The following is a 26,573-nucleotide window of genomic DNA, read 5'->3' on the forward strand; positions in this document are numbered from 1 at the left end:
GGCTTCGATCGATCAGTCGGGGCTGGATTCGAGCTCTGCCAGGCGTCGCGCGTTCGACGTGGCGGCCGCGCGAATCGGCTCCAGGCCTTCGCGAGCGATGTGCACCGCCATGTCGGACAGTTCGCTCGCCGCGCTCACCGTGCCGGCGGCCGACTGCACCAGCGCATCTCCGTGCACCGCCGCCTGTGCCGGCGTGACGCTGCCTGCCAGCGAGAAGAACGCCGTGGTGCTCTGCACCCACTGCTGCAGCACGCGGCTGGCCAGCGAGAGGTGGCTGCTGTGCCACTGCTTCGCCATCGCGATGCCCGACTCGCTCGCGGCGGCGAGCTTTTCGCGGCCCATGAGCTGGAATTCCGCCAGGTCGGCCGGGCTGGGCGCGAGCCCCGCCTTGGCGATGCGTTCAGTGCGCATGCGGATCACGGAGCCGGAGGACAGCAGCATCTCGTTGGTCTTGAGTGCCAGGTCGAACCACTGCATGAGCGGATGGACCAGGCCGGGAGTGGTTGTGAGAGACGACGACATGGTGGGGTTGTGCGCGCGAACGCTTGGAGGAAGTCGAACCACTATAGGCCTCGCGAGCCGAAATTGCTGCAGTGCAACATGACGAAGTCCGTTTTGTTGACCAAGTCCTACTTTCGGACGTGGAAATTACGCGCTGGACGGATGCAGAGGCGCCGGGAAATTGATCATCCGGCTGTCATATCCCACTCTCCGCGCAAGAAAACCACATCATGAGATTGCACGCATCCACGCCCCTCCGGGCCGCCGTGTTCGCAGCTTCATTCGGGCTGCTGGGCTCGGCGGCCCATGCATTCGACGACAACACGCGCGGCATCTACTTCGACCTCGGCCATGCCGCGCATGGCCAGAAAGGCGATGCCGACGCGGCCACGGTGGGCATGGTGCTGCCGTGGGCACCGGGCCAGGCGGTGCAGCAGGGGCCGCTCACGCGCTACTGGGATGTTTTCCTGAGCCAGTGGAGCGCGCCGGGGCTGAACAACGACGGGCGCCGCAGCTACACGCAGATCGGCGCCATCTACACGCTGCGCTACCGCTTCGGCGACGGCGGATCGCCCTGGTTCGCCGAAGGCGGCGTCGGCGCGACGCTGATGGACCGGATCTACCGCACGCCCGACCGCAGCTTCAGCACCGCTTTCCAGTTCACCGAAGTGCTGGGCATCGGCCGCAGCTTCGGCGAGAAAGGTGCGCACGAGGTGTCGCTGCGCGTGCAGCACTTCTCCAACGCGGGCATCAAGAAACCAAACCCCGGCGAGACCTTCCTGCGCCTGCGCTACGCCTACCGCTTCTGAAGCCGCCGCCGCGCGCGCACTTCCGTCACGAGATAGCCGAGCGTCGCCACCGTCAGCGGCAGCAGGTAATAGAGGCCCCGATAGGCCAGCAAGGCGCCGAGCAACGTGGCCTCCGGCACCTGGTGGGCCAGCAGCGCCACGAACACCGCCTCGAGCACACCGAGCCCCGCCGGCACGTGCGTGACCACGCCCGCCACCGCCGCCACCAGCAGCACCGCCAGCACGTGCGGATAGCCGACCGCGCCCTGCAGCAGGAACCAGATAACGCCACCGATCAGCGACCAGTTGGCGCACGACATCGCCAGCTGCAGCAGCGCCATGGCGAGCCCCGGCGTCCTGAACGCATGGCCGCGTATGCGCCACACGCGGCCCCTTGCAAAGGCGCACACCAGCACATAGGCCGCGGCCAGCACCAGAAGCGCCGCGCCCAGGATGCGCAGGCCGTCGTTGCCGATCTTCCAGCCGGGCGGCAATGACAGCGGCCAGAAGCAGAAGGCGACGCCCGCCACGAGCAGGTAGCCGATCCAGTTGGTCAGCATGCTGAAGCCCAGCACGCGCGTGATGGTCTCGTTGCCCAGCCCCAGCCTCGAATAGAGCCGGTAGCGGAACGCCACGCCGCCCACCAGCGAACCCAGGTTGAGATTGAAGGCGTAGCTGATGAAGGTCACGCCCATCACCGTGCCGGTGCCCAGCCGGTGCCGCGTGAGGTGCCGCCCCAGCAGGTCGTATGTGCTGTAGAGCACGAAGCTGCAGGCCGCGATTGCGCCGGCCGCGAGCAGCGTGGTGGCGGGCAGCGCGCGGATCGCGTCGAGGACGTCGTCCCAGTCGATGGTGCGCGCCTGCCGCACCAGCAGCCACGCGATCAGCGCGAAGAAGCCCCACGCCGCGGCACGGCGTACCCAGGGCCACCAGGACTGCCGGGACAGGGCCATCGTGCTCATGCGTGCATCCGGCCGCGGCTCAGGCGGCTTCCGTCTGCGTTGCGCCGCCGGTCGGCTGGCTGGTGCCGGTGTCCCGGCGGCTGGCCAGCTCGATGGCTTCGGCCGGCGTCAGGCGCGGCACGTGGCGCGGCAGCCGGCCCAGCAGCGCCGGATACCAGCGCAGGATGTGGAAGACGAAGAAGCTGCGCACCAACCGCCAGCCGCTCCATTCGCTCGCCAGGTCGGCCGCGTCGATCTTCTTGCAGCTGTGCTGCATGAGATGGTCCAGCCGTTCCCACAGCACGCCGTTGAAGGCCCGGTCGCGCACGATCACGTTCGACTCGAGGTTGAGCGAAAGGCTCAGCGGATCGAGGTTGCTCGAACCCACGGTGCTCCACTTGTCGTCCATGAGCGCGACCTTGCCGTGCAGCGGGCGGTCGCAGTACTCGTAGATGCGCACGCCCGCGTGCAGCAGGTGGTGGTAGAGCATGCTCGCCGCCGTCTTGACGATCGGCATGTCGGGCTCGCCCTGCAGTATCAGCCGCACATCCACGCCGCGCCGCGCCGCGCGCCGCAGCTCCTTGATGAGCCGGTAGCCCGGAAAGAAGTATGCGTTGGCGATCACGATGCGCTCGCGCGCCGCACGGATGGCGGCGCGGTACTGCCGCTCGATGTCGTTGGTGTGGCGGCGGTTGTCGCGCGTGACGAACATCGCGTCGGCCTGGCCGGCCGCCGCGTGCTCGACAGCCGGTGCCTGCCGCAGCCGGCGGCGGAACCAGCCCGCGCCCTTGCCGCCGAGCGCGATGGCGCGCAGCACGAACTGGTGGATCTCGGCCACGATCGGCCCGTGCAGCTCGACCGCGTAGTCCTGCTTGGCCTTGGGGCCGAAGTCGAGCAGGTGGTCCGCCGAATAGTTGATGCCGCCGACGAAGGCGCGCTCCCCGTCGATCACCACGATCTTGCGGTGCATGCGGCGGAACACGTTGAGCCGCTTGCCCAGAAACCGCTGGCCGGGGTCGAACACGCGCACCTTCACGCCGGCCGACGTGAGGCCTTCGATGAACTCGCGCGACAGGTCGGGCGAACCGAAGCCGTCGATCATCAGGTCGACCTTCACGCCGCGCAGCGCGGCCTCGCGCATGGCGGCGTGCAGCTGCAGGCCGACCTTGTCCTCGAACAGGATGAAGGTCTCGACGATGGCTTCGCGCTTCGCCTGCCGGATGGCCTCGAACACGCGCGGGAAGAACTCCTCGCCGTTCTCGAGCAGCTCCACGCGGTTGCCGCCGGTCCAATGGTTGTTGTTGTTCATGGCAGTAGTGCTCAAAGATCGATGTCCGCCACCAGCGGGGCGTGGTCCGACAGGTGCGACCAGGGCCGGCGCGGCAGCACCACGGGCGCATGCACGCCCGCGTTGCGCACGTAGATGCGGTCCAGCGGCAGCATCGGAAAACGTGCCGGAAAGGTACGCGCCGCGCGGCCGTGGGCATGCACGAACACCTCGCGCAGCGACGCGCCTTTTTCGAGCACGGCGTGCGCGCGGCCGCGCCAGTCGTTGAAGTCGCCGGCCACGATCAGCGGCGCGTCGGCGGGCACTTCGTCGCGCACGATGTGGCAAAGCAGCTCGAGCTGCTGCTGGCGGTGCGCCTCGGCCAGGCCGAGGTGCGCGCAGATCACGTGCACGTCGACCACCCGTGCCGGCAGGCGCAGCACGCAATGCAGCAGGCCGCGCTTCTCGGGCCCGCTCACCGATACGTCGTGGTTGCGGAAATGCACGATGGGAAACTTGGAGAGCACCGCGTTGCCGTGGTGCCCCTTGGGGTACACCGCGTTGCGCCCGTAGGCGAACTGCGGCCACATGCTGTCGGCCAGGAATTCGTAGTGCGGCGCCTCGGGCCAGTTGCTCACCTTGCGCGAGTGGCGCGAATGCGTGCCCAGCACTTCCTGCAGGAACACCACGTCCGCGCCCACGGTGCGGACCGCGTCGCGCAGCTCGGGCAGGATGAACTTGCGGTTGAGCGCCGTGAAGCCCTTGTGGGTGTTCACGGTCATGACCTTCAGCGAGACGGGCGCGGAGCCGGGGGAAGAGGAAGACATCGTTGACCGGGTTGTACGTTGCCCGGCGCGCGCCGACTGTAGGAACGCGCCACCTTCTTCCGAACCCTTCGCGCGCGGGCGGCGGGCTCCTACAGCCACGCCTGCCACACCCCCACAACGCACCAATCTGGTGGCTCCTACGGTGGGTTCCAGGGCTTGAGGCAACGGCCCTTCGTTTTCATCCACCGATACAGAGACAGACAAGCCACAAGGAGCAAACACCATGAAGCAAGCCATCTTCCACGCCACCGTTCTCGCCGCCCTGCTGGGCGCCGCGGGCATCGCCCAGGCCCAGGCCACGTCCATCCCCGCGCAGCCGGACCCATCGGTCGGCGGCCAGGCCAGCACGATGACGCCCGCGGGCGTCGCCAATCCGCCCCAGCGGCCGGACAACACGATGCCTGCGTCGCGCGAATCGGTGAAGGCCGAAGCCCGCGTGCAGAACCGCAACAACGCCAACAGCATGGTGCCCAAGGGCGAGGCGACCACCACGGTCAACCACCAGCCCAACGCCATGCCGCAGCCGACCGGCGAGATGTCGCGCGCCGAAGTCAGCCAGACCGGCCGCAAGGTCAAGCCGCAGTTCGGCCAGAAGGGCGAGCGCCCGGACGTCGTGACCAACCCGACGGACAAGACCGGCACGCCGAAGTAATTTCCTCCTGGCCGCAGCCTCGCGGCTTCAAGAACGAAAAAAAGCCCGCAGCGCTTTCACGCTGCGGGCTTTTTTTTGTCGACGGCGATCAGCTCTTGGCGGGCGCCTGGCCGTGATGGCCGTCCGGGCCGCCACGGTGCCAGCGATGGCCGCCCATGTGCGCGGTCTCGGTGTCGAAGGTCTTCTGCTGCTCAGGCGAGAGCGTGGCGTAGAAGGTCTTCGTGGCGTCGGCGCGCTTGGCGAACATGGCGCTGCGTTCGGCCTGGCGGGCCTGCATGCGCTCCAGGCGCTGCGGCGTGGTCAGCTTGGCGAACTCGGCGCGGTCCATGTGCGGACGCGGGCCGGCGGGCGGCTGCGTCGCGGTGGTGTACGCGCTCCATGCGCCTTCCTGGGCCGAGCTCAGCTTGAGCTTTTCCTTCAGGGCAGCGAGGCGCTTGGCACGGTGCTCCTTCATGCGCTCCATGCGCTGTGCGGGATCCATGCGCTTGTGCTGCGCCTTGGGCGCTGCGGCGGTGTCGGCCTGGGCCACCGCGGCGCTGGGTGCGGTGGGGGCGGCCGGCGCTTGAGCGAAGGCGCCCGAAGAGGCGAGGGCTGCCGAACCCAGCAGGCTGGCCCAGACGATGCGTTGGCGAAGAGAAATCATGAGAAGTGCTTCCTTTCAAGAAGCCCGCCGCCGATGGGCAGCAGGTGAGATGAAGTGTGGAAGACCTCTGTATCGCGACCGTTAGTCCGGCGTGAGCTTGCGTAAAGAATGGTGAACCGGCCCCAGTGGCGCCCAGGGGCACGCGGCCTACTTGGGCCTCGGACGCTTCAGGCCCCGGTCCGGCGCCTCCAGCTTGCCCGCGCGCAGTTCGCCCACCGCCCGTGCGACGGCACGCGCCACGTTGCGCACTTCTTCCTGCATGTCGGCGTCGGCGTCGAGCGTGTCGTGGCTGGTGGCGTAGGGCTCGTAGTAGCCGATGTAGCGGTCCAGCCGCGCCTGCGCGCCGGCGTCGATCAGGCCCATCCAGTCGAGCCAGTCGCAGAGGTTGCGGCGCAGGCTTTCGATGCCGGCCACGTCGCCGTGCACCACTACGCCATACGCCCGGCCGTCCAGGTGCTTGGGAAAGCCCCAGCCCTCGAGTTCCAGCGCCTTGGCTTCCTCCGGCTTCTTGCCGTGGGTGCTGGTGGGGTCGGGGTTGCCGCCGTCGGCGCACACCAGGCGGTCGATCATGAGCTTCAGCGGGCTGCTGGCCTGGTACCAGTGCGTGGGCGTGAGCAGCACCACGCCATGCGCGGCCACCCAGCGTTCGTAGATCTCGTTCATCCAGTCGCCGGTCTGGCGCAGCGAGTGGTTGGGGTAGCAGCTGCAGGGCCAGTGGCACAGCGGCATGGCGGTCGACGCGCAGGCCTTGCACGGGTGGATCTGCCGCCCGTATTCGGAAGTGACGAGGCTCAGGTCGAGCATGTCGGTCTCGATGCCGCTGCCTTCGAGCACCTCCTGTGCGAGCTGCGCGAGGCGCCATGTCTTCGACACCTCGCCGGGGCAGGTGCCGTCGTTGCGCGGCGAGCCGTTGATGAGCAGCACGCGCGATCGCGTCTGCGGCGAGCTCCATGCGGCCTGCGCAGCGTCGATGCGGGCCTTGGCTTCGAGCCAGTCGACGGACAGGTCGTAGTCGGGGTCTGCGTAGCCGGGCCCGGCCTTGCGCGTGACCGGCGCCTTGCGGCCTTCCTCGTAAGCTTCCCAGGCGATCAGCTCGATGCGCTGGAGCGAGGCGGCCTCGGCCTGGAAGGCCGGGTCCTGGAACGGCTGCATGAAGCGGTCGTGGAACTGGGCGCGCTGCAGCTTGTCGGGCGCCTGTCCCTTCCTGATCGTGGGTGTCTTGGTGGGCATGGGCGCAATCTAGGCGGCGAGCGCGGCAAGCCGCATCCGCGCCTGATGCCGTTTTTCGGTAGGTGGGCGACTACAGCCCGGCGCCCGTCAGCCGAGCTTGCCGTTCTGGAAGTCGTGCACCGCCTGCTTGACCTGCTCCTGCGTGTTCATCACGAAGGGGCCGTACTGCGCGATGGGCTCGTGCAGCGGCTTCCCTGCGATCAGCAGTGCGCGCGCGGGGCTGTGGTTGGTCGCGCCCGCGCGCAGCACCACGCCGTCGCTGCCCGCGTCGTTCGCCAGGATGGCCATGCGGCGCGTCGGTATCTCGCTGCCGGCGATCCACAGCGATTCGCGGAAGACGTAGACCAGCGCGTTGTGGTCGTCAGGCAGCGGCTGCGCGAACTCGGCGCCGGGCGGCAGGGTGATGTCCAGGTACAGCGGCTCTGTGTGCTCGCGGCGCACCGCGCCCTCGATGCCGTGGCTCGCACCCGCGATCACCCGCACGTGCGCGCCGCCGGTGGTTGTGAATTCGGGGATCTCTTCGCTCTGGATGTCGCGATACCAGGGCTCGCGCATCTTGTCCTTGGCGGGCAGGTTGAGCCACAACTGGAAGCCTTCCATCAGGCCTTCTTCCTGCTCGGGCAGTTCGCTGTGCACGAGGCCGCGGCCGGCGGTCATCCATTGCACGCCGCCGTTCTCGAGCAGGCCTTCATGGCCGGCGCTGTCGCGGTGGCGCATGCGGCCCGCGATCATGTAGGTCACGGTCTCGAAGCCGCGGTGCGGATGGTTGGGAAAGCCGCCGATGTAGTCGCCCGGGTTGTCGCTGCCGAAGGCGTCGAGCATGAGGTAGGGGTCGAGCCGCTTCTGCAGCGGCTGCTGCAGCACGCGGGTGAGCTTCACGCCGTCGCCATCGCTGGTGGAAACACCGGCCACGATGTGGTCGATGCCGCGCGGCGTGGCGACGGGATCGGTGGGGTGGTTGGCGTGGTGGTTGGCGTTGGTCATGCGCCCATGTTGGCACTAACGCGCGCCCGGCGCCACCCGGGGCGCTGTCAGCCCCCCGGAGCCCGATCCCATTGCCGCGGCCGCCAGTAGCGGTACTGCCAGCGGGTTTCGAACCCCGCGCGCCTGTACAGGGCCAGTGCCGGCGGGTTCGCCGCATCGACCTGCAGGAACACCCGCTCGAAACCGCGCGACATGGCCGCCTGCGCCAGGCCGGCCAGCACGCGCCCTGCCAGTCCCCGGCCGCGCTGCGCCTGGTCGGTGCGCATGCCGTGCACGCTGCACCAGCCGTGGCCGAACGCCATCGCGCCGGCGGCCAGGGTGCGGCCGCCTTCACGCACGCTGGCATACAGCGTGCCCTTGGCGCGCGAGAGGGTGCGCACGCGATGCGCGCCGTCCACCGGATCGAAGCCCTCGCCGAGGAACAGCGCCGCCCAGGCGTCGTCGGGCGCCGTGTCGACATCGGCCGGCGCGCCGCGGCCCTCGGCCACCTGCAGCATTCGCGGCGTCGAGCCGAGCTGCACCAGCGTCGGGTTGTCGCTGGCGTAGTGGCGCCGCTCCAGCTCGGCGCGCAGGCCGTCGAAGCAATCCGCGTCGGCCAGGCGCAGCAGCGGCACGGCCTGACGGCTTTCGTAGCGGTCTTCTATGCGGTCGAGGGTGGCCGCATCGACCGCGCCCCGGTGCAGCGGCACGGCGGACCTGGCGCGATTGACCGTGCCCTCGGCAAAGGGCAGCAGCCAGCCGTCGAGCTCTTCGGTCAGGTCGGGCGCCACCGCCGATACGGTGGCGCGTTCGATGGCTTCGATGTCGGTGTCTGGAATCGGGTTCATGAGGTTCATTGCGTGACGGCCTCGGGCGCCGTGAACTTCGCCGCGGCCACGCTCTTGAGCAGTGCCTCGCGCTGGTTCCGGCTGATGCCGCGGATGCTTTCGGCAACCCACTTGGTGCGGTCGGCGTCGATGTGGCCGTCGCGCCGCCACTGCTCGAGCACGGCCTGCGGCTTGTGCAGCATGGCCGCGAGCCACACGGCCTGCGCCGGCTCCAGCGTGCGCGCGCTGCGCTTGAAGTAGCGCCGCGCCGCGGCTTCGGCGCCGCAGATGCTGCCGCCCCAGGGCGCGTTGTCGAGGTAGAGCTGCAGGATGCGGGCCTTGCCCAGCGTCTGCTCCATCTCGACCGCGTAGAGCATCTCGCGCAGCTTGCGTTCGGCGGTGCGGTCGCTGCCCGTCACCAGCAGCTTGGCCAGCTGCTGCGTGAGGGTGCTGCCGCCGCGCTTGGTCTGGCCCGGCTTCTGGTTGTTGTCGATCGACGCGAGGATCTCGGTCAGGTCGTAGCCGGCATGGGTGAAGAAGCGCTGGTCTTCGGCGGCTACCACCGCGCGCGCCAGCCAGCTGTCGTTGGTCAGCCTGGCCGACGGGCCGCAGCTGGTGCGCGCATTGAGCATGGCCTCGGTGCCGAGTCCCTCGACGGTGAACTGGCTGATGGTCGGCTGCACCGCGAACGTGGCCTCGGGCAGCTGCAGTTGCCCGTGCAGCGCCAGCGTGCCGCCGATGCGCGCGCTGCGCAATTCGGGCAGCGTGGGCACCAGCACCGCATACCAGCGGGCGATGGGCGCGTCTTCGACTTTGGCGCTGAGCTGCAGATTCCTTGGCGAGAGCTTGCCTTCCCAGCGGCCGTGCAACCGGGTCGTGTCGGTGCTCTCGGGCGTGGCTTCGAAGGTGCCGCTGAGGGTGTTGCCGTCGCGCTTGACGGTGGCCACCAGCCGCTCGACCCTGATCGGCTGGGTGCCGAGCGCCGGCACCTCGGCGCTGCAGGGCGTGCATTGCATCTCGAGCAGTTCCCCGGCCGGCTTCCAGGCAAAGCGCACGGCGCCGGCGCGGGTGTCGAACGAACGCCCGTCCAGGTAGGGCGCAAACCACGGCGAGGTGGCCACGCGCAATGCGGTGGGCACGCCGATCTCGAAATTCAGCGGACCGGCCTTCACCGTGGTGCTCCATTCGCCGGCAGCCGGCGCAAGCGCCAGCTTGACTATCAAAAAGATAGCAACACACGCCGTGATGACAAGGGCCATCAGGCTGAAAAGCACAATTCGCAGGGTCTTCTTCACAGGCTCGTTTCTCAGATCGGTCTGGTCACGGTGACAGCTTGCCACGGTCCATGCGATTGGCCGCTGGCCGCTGCCCAGTACCAGCTTGAAGTGTCTGTGAAAGCCGTGCCCCGGGCGTCGACGATGCGCTCGCAAACACGGATTTTTTGCGCGCCGTGCCGTTGCGCAACAAAACAGCGCCACAGGCGCTCCTGCGCATCGCGTTCCAGCCGGGCCTGCTCGATGCGGTAGCCCAGCGCGCGGTAACAGTCGGCCGCCGGATGCAGCATGCGCGTGGGCTGCTTCACCTCGCGCATCACCAGGGTCTGCGTGCCGTCGGTCATGCGGCCGATGGCGCCCGGAAAGCTGTCCGCGAAGCGCTGCTCCACGTCGCTCAGCGCCAGCGGGCGCAGCGGCACGCCGTCCCACTGGCGGGGCCATTCGTGCGACGCGGCCAGGGCCGCCGGCTCGGCCGGCGCACGCAATGCCGCGCCGGCCGACCACAGCATGCACAGCAGCATCGCCAGCGCGAAGGCCGACTTGTGGCCGATGCGGTTGATGAAATGGTTGGCGAGCCAGCGCTCAAAGAACGGTGTCGACACGGCGGCCTCCTTGGGTGGTGATCAGGCCCGGGATGGGTTGTCCGGCAGGTTCGGCCACGTGGCGCTCCGGCACCATCAGGCGGGCGATGGCGGCGCACACGACGGCGAGCACCGCCAGGCCCAGCGCGTTGTGCGCCCAGCCCGCCAGCGGATGGCCGGCGCCTTCGAAGGCGATCAGCACGCTGTTGCGCGCGATGTTCCCGGCCAGCACCAGCAGCCCGACCATCGGCAGGCGGCGCAGGAAGGCCTGGTCGCCGCGGCGCGCCCAAAGTGCGACGGCACAGGCCGTGAAGTAGCCGAGCCAGACCATCTGAACGCCCGAGCAGGGCGCATCGACGATCACGAGGCGGCCGTCGACCATCAGGCTGGTGCCTTCGCGCATCACCTCGAAGCCGGGCGCGAGCAGCCAGCGGCTCGCCTCGGCCGTGACCACCCGCAGCGGATAGCCCGCATAGAACTGGAGCGACGACAGCAGCGGCAGCGCCAGCACCGCGAGCCCCGCCACCGGCAACCTGCCCACGTTGCGCGGCAGGAACGCCAGCAGCCCGCAGGCCAGCGCCAGCACGGCTACGAGACCCGCCGCCAGCGGCGGCAGCGCGGGCAGCGCACCTATCCCGGTGCGCAGCAGGGTCGCGAGCACCGTGCCCGCGCCGGCAAGCACGAGCCAGCCCAGCCGCGGCGAGGCGCGCAGCTCGCGCCGGCTGTTCCAGGTCAGCGCGGCCAGTGCGACCAGCGCCAGCAGGCCCAGCGGATCGTCGGAGCCGTCGCGCATCCGCTGGACCATCCAGGCCCACGTCGGCATCAGCGCCAGACATTGAAGGCCGAGCCAGCCGGCGGCCGGTGCGCGGTCGATGAGGATGCCCCAGTCGACGATGCGCGGGTGGCGATGGGCAAGTGCTGCCAGAGACATTCTTTTCTTTCTTGGTGGTTCAGGCGTCCAGCGCGTTCAGGCGGTGAAGCGGCGCGCGTCGTTGCGGCGGGCCCGGCGGCGCAGCATGGCGAGCATCGACAGCACGACCGCGATGGCGCCCAGCGTCTCGGGTTCGGGCGTGCTCGGCACCTCGGCGCCGAGCGCCAGTTCGCTCACGCCTTGCGGAAGGGGCAAGGGCTGGTTCACGTCCACGCTGTTCTGCGGCGCCACATTGCGCACCACCTTGTCGACGGCAATGAAGCTCGTGTACTGGGTGAGCAGGCTGTACTTCAGGCCCAGTTCGGTGATGCGGTCCTTGAAGGCCGTGCCGCCTTCCAGCGTTTCCTGGTCGCTCAGGCTCTGGATGCGGTGGCGCGCCCACAGCGTGCGCAGCGCCGCCGTGTCCTGGCGGGTGCGCTCGTCGATGCGCACTTCCTGCCGATAGGGGCCGCTGGCGCCCTGGCCTTCGATGATCACGCGGCCTTTTGCCTGCCCGCTCGAATCCGCGCGCCACTTGCCGAACACGATCACCGGGCGTTCGCCGAGCACGTCGGGCAGGGCCTGCGGCTCCACGTCGTACACGTCGAGTCCGCCGAAGGTCGCCTTCACGTTCGTGAGCACCGGCGACTCGACCATGCGGCGAAAACGCGCCGCCTGCTCGGGTGCCTGGATCGGGTCGGTGATGATGAAAGGCTCGCCCATGCCGGCGCGCGCAATGCCTTCCATCAGGCTGCGGTTCACCGACGATCCGATGCCGAAGGCGAACACGTTGGCCTTCGACAGGTTCTTGCGCACCAGCTCGAAGGCTTCGCGCTCGACCGTCACGTAGCCGTCGGTCACGACCACCACGGTGCGCGACACCTTGTCTTCCTTCGGCTCGGCATACACGCGCTTGAGCGCCGGAATCAGCTCGGTGCTGCCGCTGCCGCCGTAGTTCTGGATGGTGGCCAGCGCCTGCTCGATGTTGGCGCGCGTGGCCGGCACCGACTTGGGCGAGAGCATCTTGTTGCTGCCCGAGAACAGCAGCACGTTGAAGGTGTCGCTCGGGCGCAGGCCGCCGATCAGGCGCTCGAGCACCGTCTTCGCGGTGTCGAGCGGAAAGCCGTGCATGGAGCCCGAGATGTCGACCACGAAGATGTAGTCGCGCGGCGAAATGGCGCTGGCGGCCACGGCCTTGGGCGGCTCCACCATCGCGAGGAAGAAGTTCTCGGCGTTCTCTCCCTGGCCCTTGTAGAGCATCAGGCCCGATTCGATCTTTTCGCCGGCCAGGCGGTAGTCGAGCACGAAGTCGCGGTTGTCCGCGGGGCGGCCGTCGGCGGTGAGCACCACGTCGGCGTGCCTGTCTTCGTCGCTCTTCTTCACGTCGACGGTGTGCGTGGTCGAGCGGATTTCCTTCAGGCCCATCGGCGTGTCGATGCTGGCCTTGAGCTTGAAGCTGGTGCCGCTCGCCGCGCCTTGCGCGAGCGTGGGCTGCGCCACCCACTTGGCCTGCGCGCTGGCCGACTGCGGACTGTTGTAGCGCGGACCCACCACGGTCGGGAACACGAACTCGTAGTTGCCCGACTGCGGCACCAGCAGTTCGGTGTAGCGCAGCTCCACCTTCACGTCGTCGCCCGGCATGATGTTGGCGACGTTCATCTGGAACACGTTGGGCAGGTGCTGCTCCAGCAGCGCGGCGGTCTTGCCTTCTTTCTTGGCGGTGTCGTATTCGATCTGCGCCTGCTGCTTCTCGCGGATCTGCGCGGTGACGAGCCGGTCGGCCAGCCGCACGTTGAGGCCGCTCACTGCCGCCTTGGTCGAACCGGGGAAAACATACTTGGCCTCGATGGCGCGCGTGCCTTCGTTGCGATAGGTCTGCGTGACCGTCACGTCGGCGATCACGCCCGAGATCTTCACGGCCACCTCGGTGCCCTTCAGGGGCAGGCGGTCGACCGAGGGGTCGTCGCTCTTGACGAAGAAATACGGGCTCTCTGTCTTCAGGCGCGGGCCGGCGGGCGCTTCCTGCGCATACACCGGGCGCGCGCTCAATGCGACGAAGCCCACGGTCGCCAGGCTCACGGTGGCGAGCCAGAGCCAGCGGCCGGGGCGTGGGGTGGTGGGGGCGTTCATGGCGGTGTCCTTGTCCGTGCGAACTTGCACGGGACTGAATGTCGACACCGCGCGAGAAGCCAGTTGGAAGGCTCTTTGAAGTCGAAAAAGCCGGTTTCCCGCTGTGTGAAGTCTGTGTGAAGGCAAGCGCGCAAGGTGCTTCACACGGCCTTCGGGTCGCGCGGAGAGCATCGCCGCTTCACCGATACCGACGAGGAGAGAAAAAAATGCTTCAGTTGTTGAAGGCCCTGCAGAGTTCGATGCTGGTCAAGGTGGCCGGCCTGTTCTTCCTGCTGTTACTGCTGTGCATTCCGCTCGCGGAGATCGACTCGATCAACCGCGAGCGCGGCGAGAGCCAGCGCGAAGCGGGCCGCGAGCTTGCCGCCACCTACGCCGGCCGCCAGACGGTGGTCGGCCCCCTGCTGCTGGTGCCCTATGTCGAGCGCTGGATGGAGCCGCTGCGCAACGCGCAGGGCAAGGTGATCGGCCAGGAGCCACGCAGCAAGGAAATGGCCCACGTGGTGTTCCCCGACAAGCTGCACATCGAAGGCACGATGGCGCCGCAGGAGCGCTACCGCGGCATCTTCAAAATCCCGTTCTACACGCTGAACGCCACGCTCGGCGGCGGCTTCGCGGCCTTCGACCCGAAGGCCATCTCGCACAGCGAAGCCGATTCGAAGATCGAGTTCAAGGCCCCGTTCATCGCCTTCAACGTGAGCGACCTGCGCGGCCTCGACGGCTCGCCCACGGTGGTGATGGCCGGCGAGGCGCTTCGCTTCAGGCAGCGCGTGCCCGGCCTGGCCGACGACGCCTGGTTTGCCGACGGCATCCACGCACCCGTCACCGGTGCCGCGCTTGCCGCATGGCAGGCCGGCACGCCGGTCGCCTTCGAAATGAAGATCGGCCTCGTCGGGCAGGACACCCTGGCCATTGCGCCCATTGCCGAGGAAACGACCGCGCATCTCACCTCGCCCTGGGCCCATCCGAGCTTCGGAGGCCGCTTTCTCGCGGCCGAGCGCAGCGTGACGCCGCAAGGCTTCGACGCGCACTGGCGTGTGTCGTCGCTCGTCACCTCGGCGCGCGAGCAGGTGCGTTCCGGTCTTTCGGGCCGTGGCGGCCCCGCCGACGGCAACACGGCGGACGTGGCCGGCGCGAACGCCACGGTCGCCGGCATGAACATGCCGCGCCGCAATATCAGTCCGCTGCAGACCTTCGACGTCTCGCTCGCGCAGCCGATCAACGTCTATTCGATGAGCACGCGCGCGGGCAAGTACGGCGCGCTCTTCATCGGCATGGTGCTGATGGCGGCTTTCATGTTCGAGCTGTTCCGCAAGCTGCGGCTGCACCCGGTCCAGTACGGCCTGGTGGGCCTGTCGATCGCGCTGTTCTTCCTGCTGCTGCTCGCGCTGTCGGAGAAGTTCGCGTTCTGGATGGCCTACGCCGGTGCCGCCGCAGCCAGCGTCGTGCTGCTGGCGGTGTATTTCAGCGCTGTGCTGGCGGGCTGGCGGCGCGGGTTGTCGTTCGGCGCTTTCGTGGCGCTGCTGTACGGTGCGCTCTACGGTCTGCTCGCATCGGAAAGCAATGCACTGCTGCTCGGCGCATTGCTGATCTTCGGCATGCTGGCCGCGCTGATGCTGGTCACGCGCAAGGTCGACTGGTATGCGCTTTCGCGCCGTGCCGACGACACGCCATGAGAGCGCTGCGGGTCATCGCCGGCGCGCTGGGCTGGGTTTTCCTGGCCGTGCTGTGGTTCTGGGCTTGGCACCTGAAGGATCCGCATCTGCGTTTCATGCGTGCGTGGGAGCTGGGTTTGCTGCTGGGCGCGCTCGCCTTGGGTATCGCCGTCGCTTGGCGGTTCGCGCGGGGCAGGCTGCGTCCCGTGGCGCTGGGCCTGGCCTTCGCGGCCTTGCTCACTGCCCTGGGCAACGAAGCCGCGTCGCGCCGGCACCGGGCCGAGGTCGAAGCCGCATCGGGCCCCGTGGCGCAGGCGCTCGGTGCGCGCTTCATCGTCGGCTATGACGATGCGGCGCAGTTGCGCGAACGCGTCCGCAAGGGCCTGATCGGCGGCATTTTCGTGACCGGCCGTAATGTGAAGGGCCGCAACGCCGCCGACCTGCGCGACGAAATCGCCGGCCTGCAGGCGCTGCGCCGCGAAGCCGGGCTGCCGCCGCTGGTGGTCGCGACCGACCAGGAGGGCGGCGCCGTCTCTCGGCTCTCCCCGCTGGTCGAACCGCAACCCGCGCTGGCCACGCTGCTCGACGCCGACGTGTCCGATGAAGAACTCAAGCAGCGCGCCCATGCTTACGGCGCACGGCAGGGCAGGGCGCTCGCTGCTTTAGGCATCACACTCAATTTCAGCCCGGTGGTCGACCTGCGCCCGGGCCGCGCGCCGGGCCGATGGGACCTTCACACCCGCATCGACGAACGTGCCATTTCGGCCGACCCTGCCATCACCGCGCAGGTGGCGCTCGCTTACGAGCAAGGCCTTGAATCTGCTGGCATTCGCGGCACGCTCAAGCACTTCCCCGGCCTGGCCGGAGTGACCGAGGACACGCACCATTTCGCCGCGGTGCTGCACACGCCGGCGGCCCGGCTTGCAACACATGACTGGAAACCATTTCAAGAAGTATCGAAACAATCTGACGCAGCGATCATGCTGGGCCATGTGATCCTTCCGGAACTCGACGCGGAACATCCGGTCTCTTTCTCGCGCAGAATCGTGCGGCAGGTGATTCGGGGCGAGTGGGGCTACCAGGGCCTGCTCGTCACAGACGACCTCACGATGGGCGCGGCCTACAACCGCGGTCTGTGCGACGCCACCGTCCGCGCCCTCGGCGCCGGGGTGGATCTGCTGCTGATCGCCTACGACCACGACAAGTACTTCGACGCCATGCACTGCGCGCTGCAGGCCGCGCAGCGCGGCGCACCCGATCTCCTTTTGCCGGAACGCGCCGACGCGCGGCGGCTCCAACCTTCTCGCTAGCCAGCCAGTAATTCCTTTCTATGTCCAAACGCTCAAGCTCCACCCCTCCCGACGACGGTTCCGCGCCGGCCGATCCGAACCGCCGCTGGAAACGCATCGCCAAGTGGGGCGCGGTGGTGGTGGGTTCCGGCGCGCTGGTGGTGCTGGTCGCCGCCATCGTGGCCGTGGTGGCCATCTATCCGAAGCTGCCAGATGTCTCCGAACTGTCCGACTACCGCCCCAAGCTGCCGCTGCGCGTGTACTCGACCGAAGGCCAGCTGATCGGCGAGTTCGGTGAAGAGCGCCGCAACCTCACGCCGTTCGCCGACATTCCCAAGGTCATGAAAGACGCGGTGCTCGCCGTGGAAGACGCGCGCTTCTACGACCACGGCGGCGTCGACTACAAGGGCTTCGTGCGCGCGGCGGTCGCCAGCCTGAAGGGCGGGCGCAAGCAGGGCGCCTCCACCATCACGATGCAGGTCGCGCGCAACGTGTACCTGAGCTCCGAGCGGACCATGAGCCGCAAGACCTACGAGATATTGCTGGCGCTGCGGCTCGAGCAGCAGCTCACCAAGGACCAGATCCTCGAGATCTACCTGAACCAGATTTACCTGGGCAACCGCGCCTACGGTTTCGCCGCCGCCGCCGAGACCTACTTCGGCAAGCCGCTGCAGGACGTGACCATCGCCGAGGCCGCCATGCTGGCCGGCCTGCCGAAGGCGCCCGGCGCCAACAACCCCGTGGCCAACCCGCGCCGCGCGCGGGCGCGCCAGCTGTATGTGATCGACCGCATGCAGGAAACCGGCTTCATCACCGCCGAGCAGGCGGCCGCCGCGAAGAAGGAAGAACTGCACCTGCGCGATGCCGCCGACCCGAACCGGCTGCATGCGGAGTACGTGGCCGAGACCGTGCGGCAGATGATGTACGCGCAGTACGGCGACAGCATCTACACCAGCGGCCTGAAGGTCTACACCTCGCTGGTCGCGGCCGACCAGGCCGCAGCCTACAAGTCGCTGCGCAAGGGCGTCATGGACTACGAGCGCCGCCAGGCCTATCGCGGTCCCGAGAAGTTCGTCGATCTGCCAACCGATCAGAAGGAAATCGACGAGGCCGTGGACGACGCGCTGGCCGAACACCCCGACAACGGCGACGTGATCGCGGCCGTGGTGCTCGATGCCAGTCCGAAGGAAATCAGCGCCGTGCGCGCCAACGGCGAAACCATCCAGATCACCGGTGAGGGCCTGAAGCCCGCGCAGTCGGGCCTCGCGGCCAAGGCGCCGCCGAACATCAAGATCCGCCGCGGCGCGGTGATCCGCGTCGCGAAGACGCCGAAGAACACCTGGGAGATCACGCAGCTGCCCGAGGTCGAGGCGGCCTTCATCGGCATGGACCCGCGCTCGGGCGCCATCAAGGCACTGGTCGGCGGCTTCGATTTCGGCAAGAACAAGTTCAACCACGTGACCCAGGCCTGGCGCCAGCCGGGCTCGAGCTTCAAGCCCTTCATCTATTCGGCCGCGCTCGAGAAAGGCTTCACGCCCGCCACCGTGGTGAACGACGCGCCGCTGTACTTCGACGCCAGCGCCAACGGCGGCCAGCCGTGGGAGCCGAAGAACTTCGAAGGCACCTACGACGGCCCGATGCCGCTGCGCACCGCGCTCATGAAGTCGAAGAACCTGGTGACGCTGCGCGTGCTGCAGTCCATCGGCGCACCCTACGCGCAAGACTGGGTCACCAAGTTCGGCTTCGACAAGGACAAGCAGCCCGCCAACCTGCCCATGGGCCTGGGCGCAGGCTCGGTCACGCCGATGCAGATGGCGGTGGGCTACTCGGTGTTCGCCAACGGCGGCTACCGCGTCAACCCGTACCTCGTGACCAAGGTGACCGACATGAAGGGCAAGGTCCTGATGGAGACCGAGCCGCCGGTGCTCGACGAATCGCGCCGTGCCATTCCGCAGCGCAACGCCTTCATCATGAGTTCGCTGCTGCAGAGCGTGGTGCGCAACGGCACCGGCTTCAAGGCCTACCAGACGCTCAAGCGCGACGACCTCTACGGCAAGACCGGCACCACCAACGACTCCTTCGACACCTGGTTCGCGGGCTTCCAGCCGACCATGGTCGGCGTGGCCTGGGTCGGCTACGACACGCCGCGGCAGCTCGGCGTGCGCGGCGAAACCGGCGGCAGCCTGAGCCTGCCGATCTGGACCGGCTACATGCAGACGGCGCTGCAGGGCGTGCCAGTGACGCAGCCGGCCGAACCGCCGGGCGTGGTGCGCATCGACGGCGAGCTGTATTTCGACGACTTCACGCCGGGCCACAACGTCGCCAGCCTGGGCCTGGACAGCACCGAGGCGCCGCCGCCGGTGGAGGAACTCACGAGCGCGCCCATCGGCGCACCGCCGCCGCCAGAAGAACGCAACAAGATCCTCGATTTCTTCCGCTAGCGCGTTGCCGCAAGAAACAAAGGCGGGATGGCGGTGCCTACACTCGGTGCTGCTTCCCGCCTTTTTCCCTTATTCCCCCGCATCCATGGAAATTCTTACTCTGGTGGCACTCATTGCCGCCGGCTTCTACATCCTCAAGTCCAGAGACCAGCGACAGCGCATCGCACTGCTGGGCAGCCACCTCGGCCGCTACCAGATCGAAAAGCTGATGGAGAGCCTCACGTCGGGCTACCTGCGCTGCCTCGGCGAGGACGACGCCGAACGCCGCCAGCAGATCTGGAGCCTGCTCGACTCCACCGAGGAAAAGCTCGCGGGCCAGTTCGACAGCTTCGCCGCCGAGTTTTCGCGCCTGCCCGAACCACTCACGCGCATGAGCAAGCTGCCAGTGGGAATCCCGATGGCCACCACCATCTTCCCGGCCGCGAGCTTCGACTTCCGCCAGGCCCTGCTGATCCACGCGCGCGGCATTGCCGGCGTGATGCGCAACGAGTCGAACCGCACGCCCAAGTCCAAGGCCTTCACCATGTCGGCCGAGCTGTTCCTGATGCAGCACACCTGCCACTGGTACTGCAAGTCGAAGACCGTGGCTTCGGCGCGCATGCTGGCGCGGCACCAGACCTCGTATGAGCAACTGCTCGATGCGGTGAGTCCGGAGACGCGCAGTGCCTACCGCGCATTGACCGGCCTATGACCGCTCAATGACTCCGCCCCGGATGTGACAGCAACGGCAGCGTGAGCGTCGCCACCGCACCGCCGCGCGACGCGTTGCCCAGCTCGATGCGCCCGCGGTGCAAGGTCGCGATTTCCTTCACGAACGCCAGCCCGAGCCCGGTGCTTTTCTTCTTGCTGTGCGGCCTGGCCAGCGAATAGAACTTCTGGAAGACTTTTTCCTGCGCGTACTCCGGAATGCCCGGTCCGTGGTCGCGCACGCTCACGCGCGCGAGCCTGGAGGTGGTCTCCAGCGTGAGCAGCACCTCGCTGTCGCGCGGTGAAAAATCGATTGCGTTGTCCAGCAGGTTGCTGATCGCGCGGCGCAGCAAGAACGGGTCGCCTTCCGTGCTGGCTTCGTTGCGGATGTTCACCAGCAGCCTGATGTTCCGCTTGGCCGCCGCGGGCTGCGCGCTGATGGCGATGTCGTCGATCAGCGAAGCCAGCGCGACCGGCTCGGTGCGGTCCAGCACGCGCCGTGTCTCGAGGGCGGTGAGCTCCATCATGCGGTCGACGATTTCCTGGATGCGTTGTGTCTCGCGCTCGATGTTCACCAGGAAGCGTTCGCGCTCGGCATGCGGCATCGACGGTTCCTGCAGCAGCTCGGCCGCACCGCGAATGGCCGAGAGCGGGCTCTTCACTTCATGCGTGAATGTCTGCACGTAGTCGGCCACGTAGCTGCGTCCCGTCAATGCGTCGCGCATTTCGCTGAAGCCGCTGCGCACGCCGTCGATGGCGCGGCGCACCATGCGCGACAGGCTCAGGGTGCGCTGCGCGCGCACCCAGGTCCAGTAGTCGCGGATCAGCCCGAAGGGCCGCACCAGCCATACCGACACGATCAGCGCCAGCAGCAGCAGCGCGAGCCCCGAGCCCACGCCCACCCACAGCGTGCGCGCCCGCGCGTCTTCCACGAACTGGCCGAAGCTCTGCACCGGCTTGCCGACGCTCACCATGCCGACGATCTCGTTGTTCCAGCGGATCGGCGCGCCCACGTACATGACCGAGGTGCGCGGATCGCCGTCGACGTCGCGCGAAGTGCGCGCGCCGTACAGGCCGGCCAGCGTGCGGCTCACGTCCATCCATTGCGAATAGTCGGCGCCGAGATGCCTGCCGAGCGAATCGAACATCACGCGGCCGTTGCGGTCGGTCACGTACACGCGCAGCTCGACCTGGCTCTTGTGCAGGTTGTAGATCTGCGCCGAGAACTCGCGCGCATAGGCGGTGCGGAACAACGGCTCGAGGCGCGCGGTGTTGATGGCGCCGGCGATCACGTCCTGCTCGACCAGGCTGGCCAGCAGCTGCGAGGTCTCGACCAGCGATTCCTCGGCCGACTCGCGGTAGCGCGGGTCGATGTCCGAGACCACGCGGTACAGCAGGAAGGCGATGCCCGCCGTGTAGATCAGCAGGATGCCGATGAATATCCGCGTGCGCCTTGTCACGACTTGGCACTCCCCCTGGCTTGCCCACTTCGTGTGGCCGCCAACCCCCTCGCCGGGGGCAATACCAGCGGCCCGGCAAAGCCGGTTCCGCGGTATTCCGCGAAAAGGCATCCCAAGCTCGGATTCATGCCTTCGAGGGCAATTCTTCGTTCAGTGCGTAGCCGGTGCCGCGCAAGGTGCGGATCGGCTCGACGTCCGGCGCAATCGCCTTGAGCTTGGCGCGCAGGGTCTTGATGTGCGCGTCGACCGTGCGGTCGAAGCTGTCGCTCGAGTCGTCCCAGACCAGTTCGAGCAGTTCGTCTCGCGTGAAGACGCGCCCCGGGCGCTGCACCAGCAATTTCAGCAGGCCGTATTCGTAGCGCGAGAGTTCGAGCAGGCGCCCGTAGTACCGGATCTGCATCCGCTCGACATCCAGCGAAAACGGCATGGAAGGGGGTTGAGCGGCCGCATGAGGCGCGTGGGCGCCGATTTGATGGGGTACCCCATGGTTCGGCACCGGAGCCGTTCCCGGGCTTCCTGGCGCGTTTCGCGCGCTGCGCCGCAGGATCGTCCGTACGCGAGCGACCAGTTCACGCGGGGAGAACGGCTTGGCGATGTAGTCGTCGGCACCCAGTTCGAGGCCCACCACGCGGTCTATTTCGTCGCTGCGGGCGGTCAGGAAGACCATCGGCACCTCCGGTCCGCCCATCGACTGATTCAGCGCCTGGAGGCGCTTGAAGAGTTCGAAGCCGTTGAGATCGGGCAATCCGATGTCCAGGATGGCCAGCGCCGGTGGTTCCCGGGCGAACTGCGCGATCGCTTCCTCGGCCGTGGCGCACCAGATGGGCGTGAAACCGTCGCTTTTCAGGACGTACTGCAGCGTGTCGGCGATGCCCGATTCGTCTTCGGCGATCAGGATCCGGGGTTTGAAGCTCATCCCGCGGATGTTACCGACGGGGGAGCGCGCCGGGAGGACCGGTTTTCGACCGAGGCGCCGGGGCCGGCGCGGCCTTTCGCGGCCTTTTTTTCGGGCGAGGCCTGTCCCTTTCCCATCTTCTTATTCTTCTTATTCAAATTAGTAGTAGTAGATAAGGGTTGCCCACCTCTGTGGACATGCCGCTTTTCTCTTTATGCGACAACGACTTGTCATGCCCGTGTCACTGTGCGCAGCCGCGCTTTTGGGCTGTACCCGGCAAATGAACAACTTTGGGTAACCCGGCAGCGCTGTGGATAACCGATGGCTTGTGCCAGAACTGTCCCCAGAGTTGTCCTTTGACACCCCTTCGGAAATCTGCGAAAGACGTTTTTCGGGCAGGGTAATCCATTGCGCAAAAATAAGGCAGTCTGTAGATTCCTTTTGAAAATCAACAACTTGCAACGTCCCTACACAGAAGCTCCAACGTTATCCACAGAGTTGCTCAAGTTTTGTGGGGAGAACGTGCCCGAGCAGGCCGCGCCGTTGCCGGCAAGAAAAACACAGCCCTTCTTCACATTGCAAATTACGAAATATCAAAAATGACACCTTCTGAAACAAAGGCCATCGTGACCCTCAGCCTGCTGGCGGCCTTCGTCGACGGCGAAAAGCACGAACGCGAACGCGCCGAGATCAAGCGGATCGCGGAGGGCCTGTCCCAGGCCGACGGCGTGAACCTGCCGACGCTCTACCAGGACGTGCTGATGAAGCGGGTGTCGCTGGCATCGGTGGCGGGTGAGCTGAAGAGCACCGAGTCGCGGCAGCTCGCCTACGAGATGGCGGTGTGCGTGTGCGATGCCGACGGCGCGCAGTCGGACTCCGAGCGCATGTTCCTGGCGGACGTGCGCACCTCGCTGGGGCTGGGTGCCTCGGCCGCCGGTTTCTCGCAGCAGGCGGAAGAAATCGCGGCGGTGCCGGTGACGGCAACGGCGGTGGCCACCGCCGCGAATTCACCCGACGGCGCCGAACTCGACAAGACCATCCTGAACGCCGCCATCCTCAACGGCGCGCTCGAGTTGCTGCCCGAGACGCTGTCGACGATGGCGATCATTCCGCTGCAGATGAAGCTGGTCTACCGCATCGGCCAGGCGCACGGCTACCAGCTGGACAGCGGCCACGTCAAGGATTTCCTGGCCACGGTCGGCGTGGGCCTGACTTCGCAGTACCTGGAACAGGCCGGGCGCAAGCTGCTCGGCGGCTTGCTCGGCAAGGTGGGCGGCGGGCTGTTGCGCGGGCTGGGCAACCAGGCCGTGAGTTCGGGGATGAGCTTCGCCTCGACCTATGCGCTGGGGCATGTGGCCAAGCGCTACTACGCCGGCGGCCGCACGCTGTCGGCCCAGATGCTGAAGGACGCGTTCTCCGGCGTGGTGAAGGAAGGGCAGAGCCTGCAGACGCAGTACCTGCCGGCCATCCAGGAGAAGGCCCGCACGCTGGATGCGGGCAAGGTGCTGTCGCTGGTGCGGGGCGCTTGACTGGGGCGCTCCCCCAGGCTTCGCGCACTTCGTGTCGCTTCTCCTACCCCCTCGCCGGGGGCAACACCGGCGGCCCGGCAAAGCCGGTTCCGCGGTGTTTCTGGAAGAGAGCGATTTCTAGACCTTGCCCAGGTCGTCTAGGATCGGGCAGTCGGGCCTCGCGTCCCCGTGGCAGCAATGGACCAGGTGGGCCAGCGTGTTTCGCATCGACTGCATGTCGGCAATGCGCTGTTCGAGTTCGCCGAGGTGCCTTTCGGCGATGCGCTTCACGCTCGCGCTGGCGCGCCGGCGGTTGTGCCACAGCCCCACCAGCTCCGAGATTTCCTCCATCGAGAAGCCGAGGTCGCGCGAGCGCTTGATGAAGCGCAGCGTGTGGATGTCGGCGTCGTCGTACTGGCGGTAGCCGCTCTCGGTGCGTGCCACCGCCGGCAGCAGGCCCAGGCCTTCGTAGTGCCGGACCATGCGGGCTGACACGCCGGAGCGCTGCGCCGCTTCGCCGATGGCGACGTGGCCTGTCATTGCTGGACGGCGTAGCCCGCGTTCTCGATCGCGGCCACGATGTCCTTGCGCGGCTGGTCGCTCAGCACGTCGACGTGGCCGGTGGGGAGATCCACCGTCACCTGCGCTTCGGGGTCGACTGTCTGCACGGCGTTCTGCACCGCGTTCACGCAGTGGCCGCAGCTCATGCCCGTGACCTGGAATTTCTGGCTCATCGTCTTTGCTCCTGTTGAAATGATCGGGAAGAGGATGCAAGTCTGAACCCTCTCACGATGTCAATGTCCAGCGAAGGGGTTCTGAAAATATCCGCTTGACCTTGCCACGGTGTGAGGCTTTAGCCTTGGCACATGGAAAATTCACTGCAGCAACCCCGGACCACGCTGGACCTCTCGGTCGGCGGCATGACCTGCGCTTCATGCGTGATGCGTGTCGAGCGCGCGCTCAAGAACGTACCCGGCGTGCAGGACGTGAGCGTGAACCTCGCGACCGAATCGGCGCGGATCGTGGCGGCGCCGGGCGACGACATCGACCTGCGCGTGCGCCGCGCGGTGCGTGCCGCGGGCTACGAACCGCGCGCGGCGGCAAGCGCTGCCGACGAAGCCGCGGCGCTGTCGCCCTGGCACGGCTTCGGCCCGGTTGCAGTCGGCCTGCTGCTGTCGATTCCGCTGATGGCGCCGATGGTCGGCAGCCCGTTCGGGCAAGACTGGATGCTGCCGCCCTGGGTGCAGCTGCTGCTTGCTGCGCCGGTGCAGTTCTGGCTCGGCGCGCGCTTCTACCGCGCGGGCTGGCATGCCGCGAAGGCGCGCACCGGCAACATGGATCTTCTGGTGGCGCTGGGCACCAGCGCGGCCTTCGGGTTGTCGCTGTGGCTGTGGTGGCGCGCGGCCGCCGGCGAGCATGCCGGCCACGGAGAAATGCCGCATCTGTATTTCGAGGCCTCGGCCGTGGTGATCACGCTGGTGCTGCTCGGCAAGTGGCTCGAGGCGCGCGCCAAGCGCCAGGCCACGTCGGCCATCCGTGCGCTGCAGCAGCTGCGCCCCGAGGTCGCCCACCTGGTCGGCGCGCGTGGAAAGGAAAGCGATGTGCCGCTGGCCGAGGTGATGGTCGGCGACCACCTGGTGGTGCGTCCCGGCGAACGCGTGCCGGCCGATGCGCGCGTGATCGAGGGGCAGTCCGAAGTCGACGAGTCGATGCTCACCGGCGAGCCGCTGCCCGTGCCGAAGGGCCCCGGCGATGCATTGACGGGCGGCGCCGTGAACGGCGACGGCCGCATGGTGATCGAGGTGAGCGCGGTGGGTGCCGAGAGCGTGCTCGCGCGCATCATCCGGCTGGTCGAAGACGCGCAGGCCGCGAAGGCGCCGATCCAGCGGCTGGTGGACAAGGTCGCGGCCGTGTTCGTGCCGGTGGTGCTGGTGATCGCGCTCGTCACGCTGGCCGGCTGGCTGCTCGCGGGCGCGGGCATCGAGACGGCACTCATCCATGCGGTGGCGGTGCTGGTCATCGCTTGCCCGTGTGCCCTCGGTCTCGCGACGCCGGTGGCGGTGATGGCCGGCACCGGGGTGGCGGCAAAGCACGGCATCCTCATCAAGGATGCGCGTGCGCTTGAAATCGCCCACCGCGTCGACACGGTCGCCTTCGACAAGACAGGCACGCTGACGCTGGGCCGTCCCGTATTGACTGAATTGCTGCCGGTGGCCGGTGCCATCGAGGCAGAAGACGAGTTGCTGGCGGTCGCTGCCAGCCTGCAAGGCGGCAGCGAGCATCCGCTCGCGAAGGCGGTGCTGGCCGCTGCCGCGCAGCGCAATCTGCAGGCTCCGGCGTTGAGCGCGATGCAAGCCATGCCGGGCCGCGGCGTGCGTGGCGATGTGGACGGCGCCACCTGGGCCATTGCCAGCCTGCGCTGGTGCCGCGAACTCGACGCCATGCCCGAAGCGGCGGATGTCGATCGCCTGCAGGCCAAGGGCGCAACGGTCTCCGCGCTGCTGCGTTTCGACGAGGCCGGCGCGGCGCATGTGCAGGCGCTGCTGGCATTTGCCGACGAACCCAAGCCGCAGGCCGCCGAAGCCATTCGCACCCTGCGTGCGCGCGGCCTGCGCGTGGTGATGATCTCGGGCGACAACCTGCGCGCCGCGCAAGCGATGGCGGCGCGGCTGGGTATTGCCGCGGGAGATGTCCGCGCCGACGTGCTGCCGGCCGACAAGGCCGCGCAGGTCGCCGCCCTGAGAAAGAACGGACACGTGGTGGCCATGGTCGGCGACGGCGCCAACGACGCGCCCGCGCTGGCGGCGGCCGATGTCGGCATCGCGATGGCGCCTTCGGGTGGCGGCACCGACGTGGCCATGGAAGCCGCCGGCATCACGCTGATGCGCGGCGACCTTGCGCTGGTGGCGCAGGCCTTCGAACTCTCGGGCCGCACGGTCTCGAAGATCCGGCAGAACCTGTTCTGGGCCTTCGCCTACAACGTGGCCGGCATTCCGCTCGCGGCCTTCGGCCTGCTGAGCCCGGTGGTGGCCGGCGCGGCGATGGCGCTGTCGAGCGTGAGCGTGATGGCCAATGCGCTGCTGCTGCGGCGCTGGAAGCCCTGACGC

The 26,573-nt window shown here is 67.8% G+C and carries 24 protein-coding genes; 8 read left to right on the forward strand and 16 right to left on the reverse strand.

Annotated elements, in window-relative coordinates:
• Positions 1-12: 12 nt before the first annotated feature.
• On the reverse strand, positions 13-522 hold the full coding sequence (locus WIX39_RS04295; protein ID WP_409194577.1) for a polyhydroxyalkanoate granule-associated phasin: 510 nt from the start codon (positions 520-522) through the stop codon (positions 13-15).
• 209 nt (positions 523-731) lie between these two features.
• Here WIX39_RS04295 and WIX39_RS04300 point away from each other — a divergent pair, with 209 nt between their 5' ends.
• Complete coding sequence (locus WIX39_RS04300; RefSeq protein WP_409194578.1) at positions 732-1,310, forward strand: acyloxyacyl hydrolase; 579 nt, start codon at positions 732-734, stop codon at positions 1,308-1,310.
• On the opposite strand, the gene WIX39_RS04305 is transcribed toward WIX39_RS04300, so the two are convergent.
• From WIX39_RS04305 to WIX39_RS04315, 3 genes are read right to left on the reverse strand one after another with little or no spacing between them, the layout of a single operon-like run.
• Positions 1,298-2,251 (reverse strand): lysylphosphatidylglycerol synthase domain-containing protein, encoded by a 954-nt coding sequence (locus WIX39_RS04305; RefSeq protein WP_409194579.1) that lies wholly within the window; start codon positions 2,249-2,251, stop codon positions 1,298-1,300. The genes WIX39_RS04300 and WIX39_RS04305 overlap by 13 nt on opposite strands.
• A gap of 19 nt (positions 2,252-2,270) precedes the next feature.
• Complete coding sequence (gene clsB / locus WIX39_RS04310) at positions 2,271-3,539, reverse strand: cardiolipin synthase ClsB (RefSeq protein ID WP_106936285.1); 1,269 nt, start codon at positions 3,537-3,539, stop codon at positions 2,271-2,273.
• 11 nt (positions 3,540-3,550) lie between these two features.
• Positions 3,551-4,324 (reverse strand): endonuclease/exonuclease/phosphatase family protein, encoded by a 774-nt coding sequence (locus tag WIX39_RS04315; protein ID WP_106936284.1) that lies wholly within the window; start codon positions 4,322-4,324, stop codon positions 3,551-3,553.
• A gap of 223 nt (positions 4,325-4,547) precedes the next feature.
• On the opposite strand from WIX39_RS04315, the gene WIX39_RS04320 reads away from it, so the two are divergent.
• Entirely contained in the window at positions 4,548-4,976 is a 429-nt protein-coding gene (locus WIX39_RS04320; RefSeq protein WP_081269770.1) for a serine/threonine protein kinase, read from the forward strand.
• An 88-nt stretch (positions 4,977-5,064) separates the two neighbouring features.
• Here WIX39_RS04320 and WIX39_RS04325 read toward each other — a convergent pair whose 3' ends face one another.
• From WIX39_RS04325 to WIX39_RS04360, 8 genes are all read right to left on the reverse strand, one after another.
• On the reverse strand, positions 5,065-5,619 hold the full coding sequence (locus WIX39_RS04325) for a Spy/CpxP family protein refolding chaperone (RefSeq protein ID WP_081269769.1): 555 nt from the start codon (positions 5,617-5,619) through the stop codon (positions 5,065-5,067).
• Between the two features lie 147 nt (positions 5,620-5,766).
• Positions 5,767-6,849 carry a flavodoxin family protein gene (locus WIX39_RS04330; protein WP_106936283.1) on the reverse strand — a complete coding sequence of 361 codons (1,083 nt, stop codon included), beginning with the start codon at positions 6,847-6,849 and terminating at the stop codon, positions 5,767-5,769.
• Positions 6,850-6,936: 87 nt separating this feature from the next.
• Positions 6,937-7,833, reverse strand: a complete 897-nt coding sequence (locus tag WIX39_RS04335) for a pirin family protein (protein ID WP_106936282.1) — start codon at positions 7,831-7,833, stop codon at positions 6,937-6,939.
• Positions 7,834-7,880: 47 nt separating this feature from the next.
• The gene (locus tag WIX39_RS04340) at positions 7,881-8,660 is read right to left on the reverse strand and encodes a GNAT family N-acetyltransferase (protein WP_106937612.1); all 780 of its coding nucleotides are present in this window, start codon (positions 8,658-8,660) and stop codon (positions 7,881-7,883) included.
• Between the two features lie 5 nt (positions 8,661-8,665).
• A complete protein-coding gene (locus tag WIX39_RS04345; RefSeq protein WP_409194580.1) occupies positions 8,666-9,862 on the reverse strand; it encodes a biosynthetic peptidoglycan transglycosylase in 1,197 nt (398 codons plus the stop codon).
• An 83-nt stretch (positions 9,863-9,945) separates the two neighbouring features.
• Positions 9,946-10,515, reverse strand: coding sequence for a hypothetical protein (locus tag WIX39_RS04350; RefSeq protein ID WP_106936280.1), 570 nt, complete (start codon positions 10,513-10,515; stop codon positions 9,946-9,948).
• Positions 10,496-11,425: an exosortase Q gene (gene xrtQ / locus WIX39_RS04355; protein WP_106936279.1), complete on the reverse strand. Its 930-nt coding sequence runs from the start codon at positions 11,423-11,425 to the stop codon at positions 10,496-10,498. The genes WIX39_RS04350 and xrtQ overlap by 20 nt, the downstream gene beginning before the upstream one ends.
• 36 nt (positions 11,426-11,461) lie before the next feature.
• Complete coding sequence (locus WIX39_RS04360) at positions 11,462-13,534, reverse strand: VIT and vWA domain-containing protein (protein WP_106937611.1); 2,073 nt, start codon at positions 13,532-13,534, stop codon at positions 11,462-11,464.
• A 206-nt stretch (positions 13,535-13,740) separates the two neighbouring features.
• Between WIX39_RS04360 and creD the strand changes: the two genes are divergently transcribed.
• The 4 genes from creD to WIX39_RS04380 all read left to right on the forward strand — a co-directional run bounded on the left by creD (position 13,741) and on the right by WIX39_RS04380 (position 19,607).
• On the forward strand, positions 13,741-15,207 hold the full coding sequence (gene creD / locus WIX39_RS04365) for a cell envelope integrity protein CreD (RefSeq protein WP_106936278.1): 1,467 nt from the start codon (positions 13,741-13,743) through the stop codon (positions 15,205-15,207).
• On the forward strand, positions 15,204-16,496 hold the full coding sequence (locus WIX39_RS04370; RefSeq protein WP_106936277.1) for a glycoside hydrolase family 3 N-terminal domain-containing protein: 1,293 nt from the start codon (positions 15,204-15,206) through the stop codon (positions 16,494-16,496). Before creD ends, WIX39_RS04370 begins: the two co-directional genes overlap by 4 nt.
• A gap of 20 nt (positions 16,497-16,516) precedes the next feature.
• Positions 16,517-18,916 carry a penicillin-binding protein 1A gene (locus WIX39_RS04375; protein ID WP_106936276.1) on the forward strand — a complete coding sequence of 800 codons (2,400 nt, stop codon included), beginning with the start codon at positions 16,517-16,519 and terminating at the stop codon, positions 18,914-18,916.
• An 85-nt stretch (positions 18,917-19,001) separates the two neighbouring features.
• The gene (locus WIX39_RS04380; protein ID WP_106936275.1) at positions 19,002-19,607 is read left to right on the forward strand and encodes a hypothetical protein; all 606 of its coding nucleotides are present in this window, start codon (positions 19,002-19,004) and stop codon (positions 19,605-19,607) included.
• 4 nt (positions 19,608-19,611) lie between these two features.
• Here WIX39_RS04380 and creC read toward each other — a convergent pair whose 3' ends face one another.
• Both creC and creB read right to left on the reverse strand, forming a co-directional pair.
• Positions 19,612-21,063, reverse strand: coding sequence for a two-component system sensor histidine kinase CreC (gene creC / locus WIX39_RS04385; RefSeq protein ID WP_081269757.1), 1,452 nt, complete (start codon positions 21,061-21,063; stop codon positions 19,612-19,614).
• 124 nt (positions 21,064-21,187) lie between these two features.
• The gene (gene creB / locus WIX39_RS04390) at positions 21,188-21,979 is read right to left on the reverse strand and encodes a two-component system response regulator CreB (protein WP_409194581.1); all 792 of its coding nucleotides are present in this window, start codon (positions 21,977-21,979) and stop codon (positions 21,188-21,190) included.
• Between the two features lie 578 nt (positions 21,980-22,557).
• On the opposite strand from creB, the gene WIX39_RS04395 reads away from it, so the two are divergent.
• Positions 22,558-23,487: a YcjF family protein gene (locus WIX39_RS04395; RefSeq protein WP_106936272.1), complete on the forward strand. Its 930-nt coding sequence runs from the start codon at positions 22,558-22,560 to the stop codon at positions 23,485-23,487.
• A gap of 117 nt (positions 23,488-23,604) precedes the next feature.
• On the opposite strand, the gene cueR is transcribed toward WIX39_RS04395, so the two are convergent.
• The gene (cueR, locus tag WIX39_RS04400) at positions 23,605-24,006 is read right to left on the reverse strand and encodes a Cu(I)-responsive transcriptional regulator (protein ID WP_409194582.1); all 402 of its coding nucleotides are present in this window, start codon (positions 24,004-24,006) and stop codon (positions 23,605-23,607) included.
• Positions 24,003-24,200 carry a heavy-metal-associated domain-containing protein gene (locus WIX39_RS04405; protein ID WP_081269753.1) on the reverse strand — a complete coding sequence of 66 codons (198 nt, stop codon included), beginning with the start codon at positions 24,198-24,200 and terminating at the stop codon, positions 24,003-24,005. The genes cueR and WIX39_RS04405 overlap by 4 nt, the downstream gene beginning before the upstream one ends.
• 132 nt (positions 24,201-24,332) lie before the next feature.
• Here WIX39_RS04405 and WIX39_RS04410 point away from each other — a divergent pair, with 132 nt between their 5' ends.
• Positions 24,333-26,570: a heavy metal translocating P-type ATPase gene (locus WIX39_RS04410; protein ID WP_285413804.1), complete on the forward strand. Its 2,238-nt coding sequence runs from the start codon at positions 24,333-24,335 to the stop codon at positions 26,568-26,570.
• Positions 26,571-26,573: the final 3 nt, after the last annotated feature.

This window comes from Variovorax sp. AB1(2024), from assembly GCF_037482385.2.
Taxonomy (GTDB): Bacteria; Pseudomonadota; Gammaproteobacteria; order Burkholderiales; family Burkholderiaceae_C; genus Variovorax.

Coding starts and splice junctions, on each gene's coding strand:
- WIX39_RS04295 (WP_409194577.1), bottom strand. CDS start 522: ATGTCGTCGTCTCTCACAACCACTCCCGGCCTGGTCCATCCGCTCATG.
- WIX39_RS04300 (WP_409194578.1), top strand. CDS start 732: ATGAGATTGCACGCATCCACGCCCCTCCGGGCCGCCGTGTTCGCAGCT.
- WIX39_RS04305 (WP_409194579.1), bottom strand. CDS start 2,251: ATGAGCACGATGGCCCTGTCCCGGCAGTCCTGGTGGCCCTGGGTACGC.
- clsB (WP_106936285.1), bottom strand. CDS start 3,539: ATGAACAACAACAACCATTGGACCGGCGGCAACCGCGTGGAGCTGCTC.
- WIX39_RS04315 (WP_106936284.1), bottom strand. CDS start 4,324: ATGTCTTCCTCTTCCCCCGGCTCCGCGCCCGTCTCGCTGAAGGTCATG.
- WIX39_RS04320 (WP_081269770.1), top strand. CDS start 4,548: ATGAAGCAAGCCATCTTCCACGCCACCGTTCTCGCCGCCCTGCTGGGC.
- WIX39_RS04325 (WP_081269769.1), bottom strand. CDS start 5,619: ATGATTTCTCTTCGCCAACGCATCGTCTGGGCCAGCCTGCTGGGTTCG.
- WIX39_RS04330 (WP_106936283.1), bottom strand. CDS start 6,849: ATGCCCACCAAGACACCCACGATCAGGAAGGGACAGGCGCCCGACAAG.
- WIX39_RS04335 (WP_106936282.1), bottom strand. CDS start 7,833: ATGACCAACGCCAACCACCACGCCAACCACCCCACCGATCCCGTCGCC.
- WIX39_RS04340 (WP_106937612.1), bottom strand. CDS start 8,660: ATGAACCCGATTCCAGACACCGACATCGAAGCCATCGAACGCGCCACC.
- xrtQ (WP_106936279.1), bottom strand. CDS start 11,425: ATGTCTCTGGCAGCACTTGCCCATCGCCACCCGCGCATCGTCGACTGG.
- WIX39_RS04360 (WP_106937611.1), bottom strand. CDS start 13,534: ATGAACGCCCCCACCACCCCACGCCCCGGCCGCTGGCTCTGGCTCGCC.
- creD (WP_106936278.1), top strand. CDS start 13,741: ATGCTTCAGTTGTTGAAGGCCCTGCAGAGTTCGATGCTGGTCAAGGTG.
- WIX39_RS04370 (WP_106936277.1), top strand. CDS start 15,204: ATGAGAGCGCTGCGGGTCATCGCCGGCGCGCTGGGCTGGGTTTTCCTG.
- WIX39_RS04375 (WP_106936276.1), top strand. CDS start 16,517: ATGTCCAAACGCTCAAGCTCCACCCCTCCCGACGACGGTTCCGCGCCG.
- WIX39_RS04380 (WP_106936275.1), top strand. CDS start 19,002: ATGGAAATTCTTACTCTGGTGGCACTCATTGCCGCCGGCTTCTACATC.
- creB (WP_409194581.1), bottom strand. CDS start 21,979: ATGAGCTTCAAACCCCGGATCCTGATCGCCGAAGACGAATCGGGCATC.
- WIX39_RS04395 (WP_106936272.1), top strand. CDS start 22,558: ATGACACCTTCTGAAACAAAGGCCATCGTGACCCTCAGCCTGCTGGCG.
- cueR (WP_409194582.1), bottom strand. CDS start 24,006: ATGACAGGCCACGTCGCCATCGGCGAAGCGGCGCAGCGCTCCGGCGTG.
- WIX39_RS04405 (WP_081269753.1), bottom strand. CDS start 24,200: ATGAGCCAGAAATTCCAGGTCACGGGCATGAGCTGCGGCCACTGCGTG.
- WIX39_RS04410 (WP_285413804.1), top strand. CDS start 24,333: ATGGAAAATTCACTGCAGCAACCCCGGACCACGCTGGACCTCTCGGTC.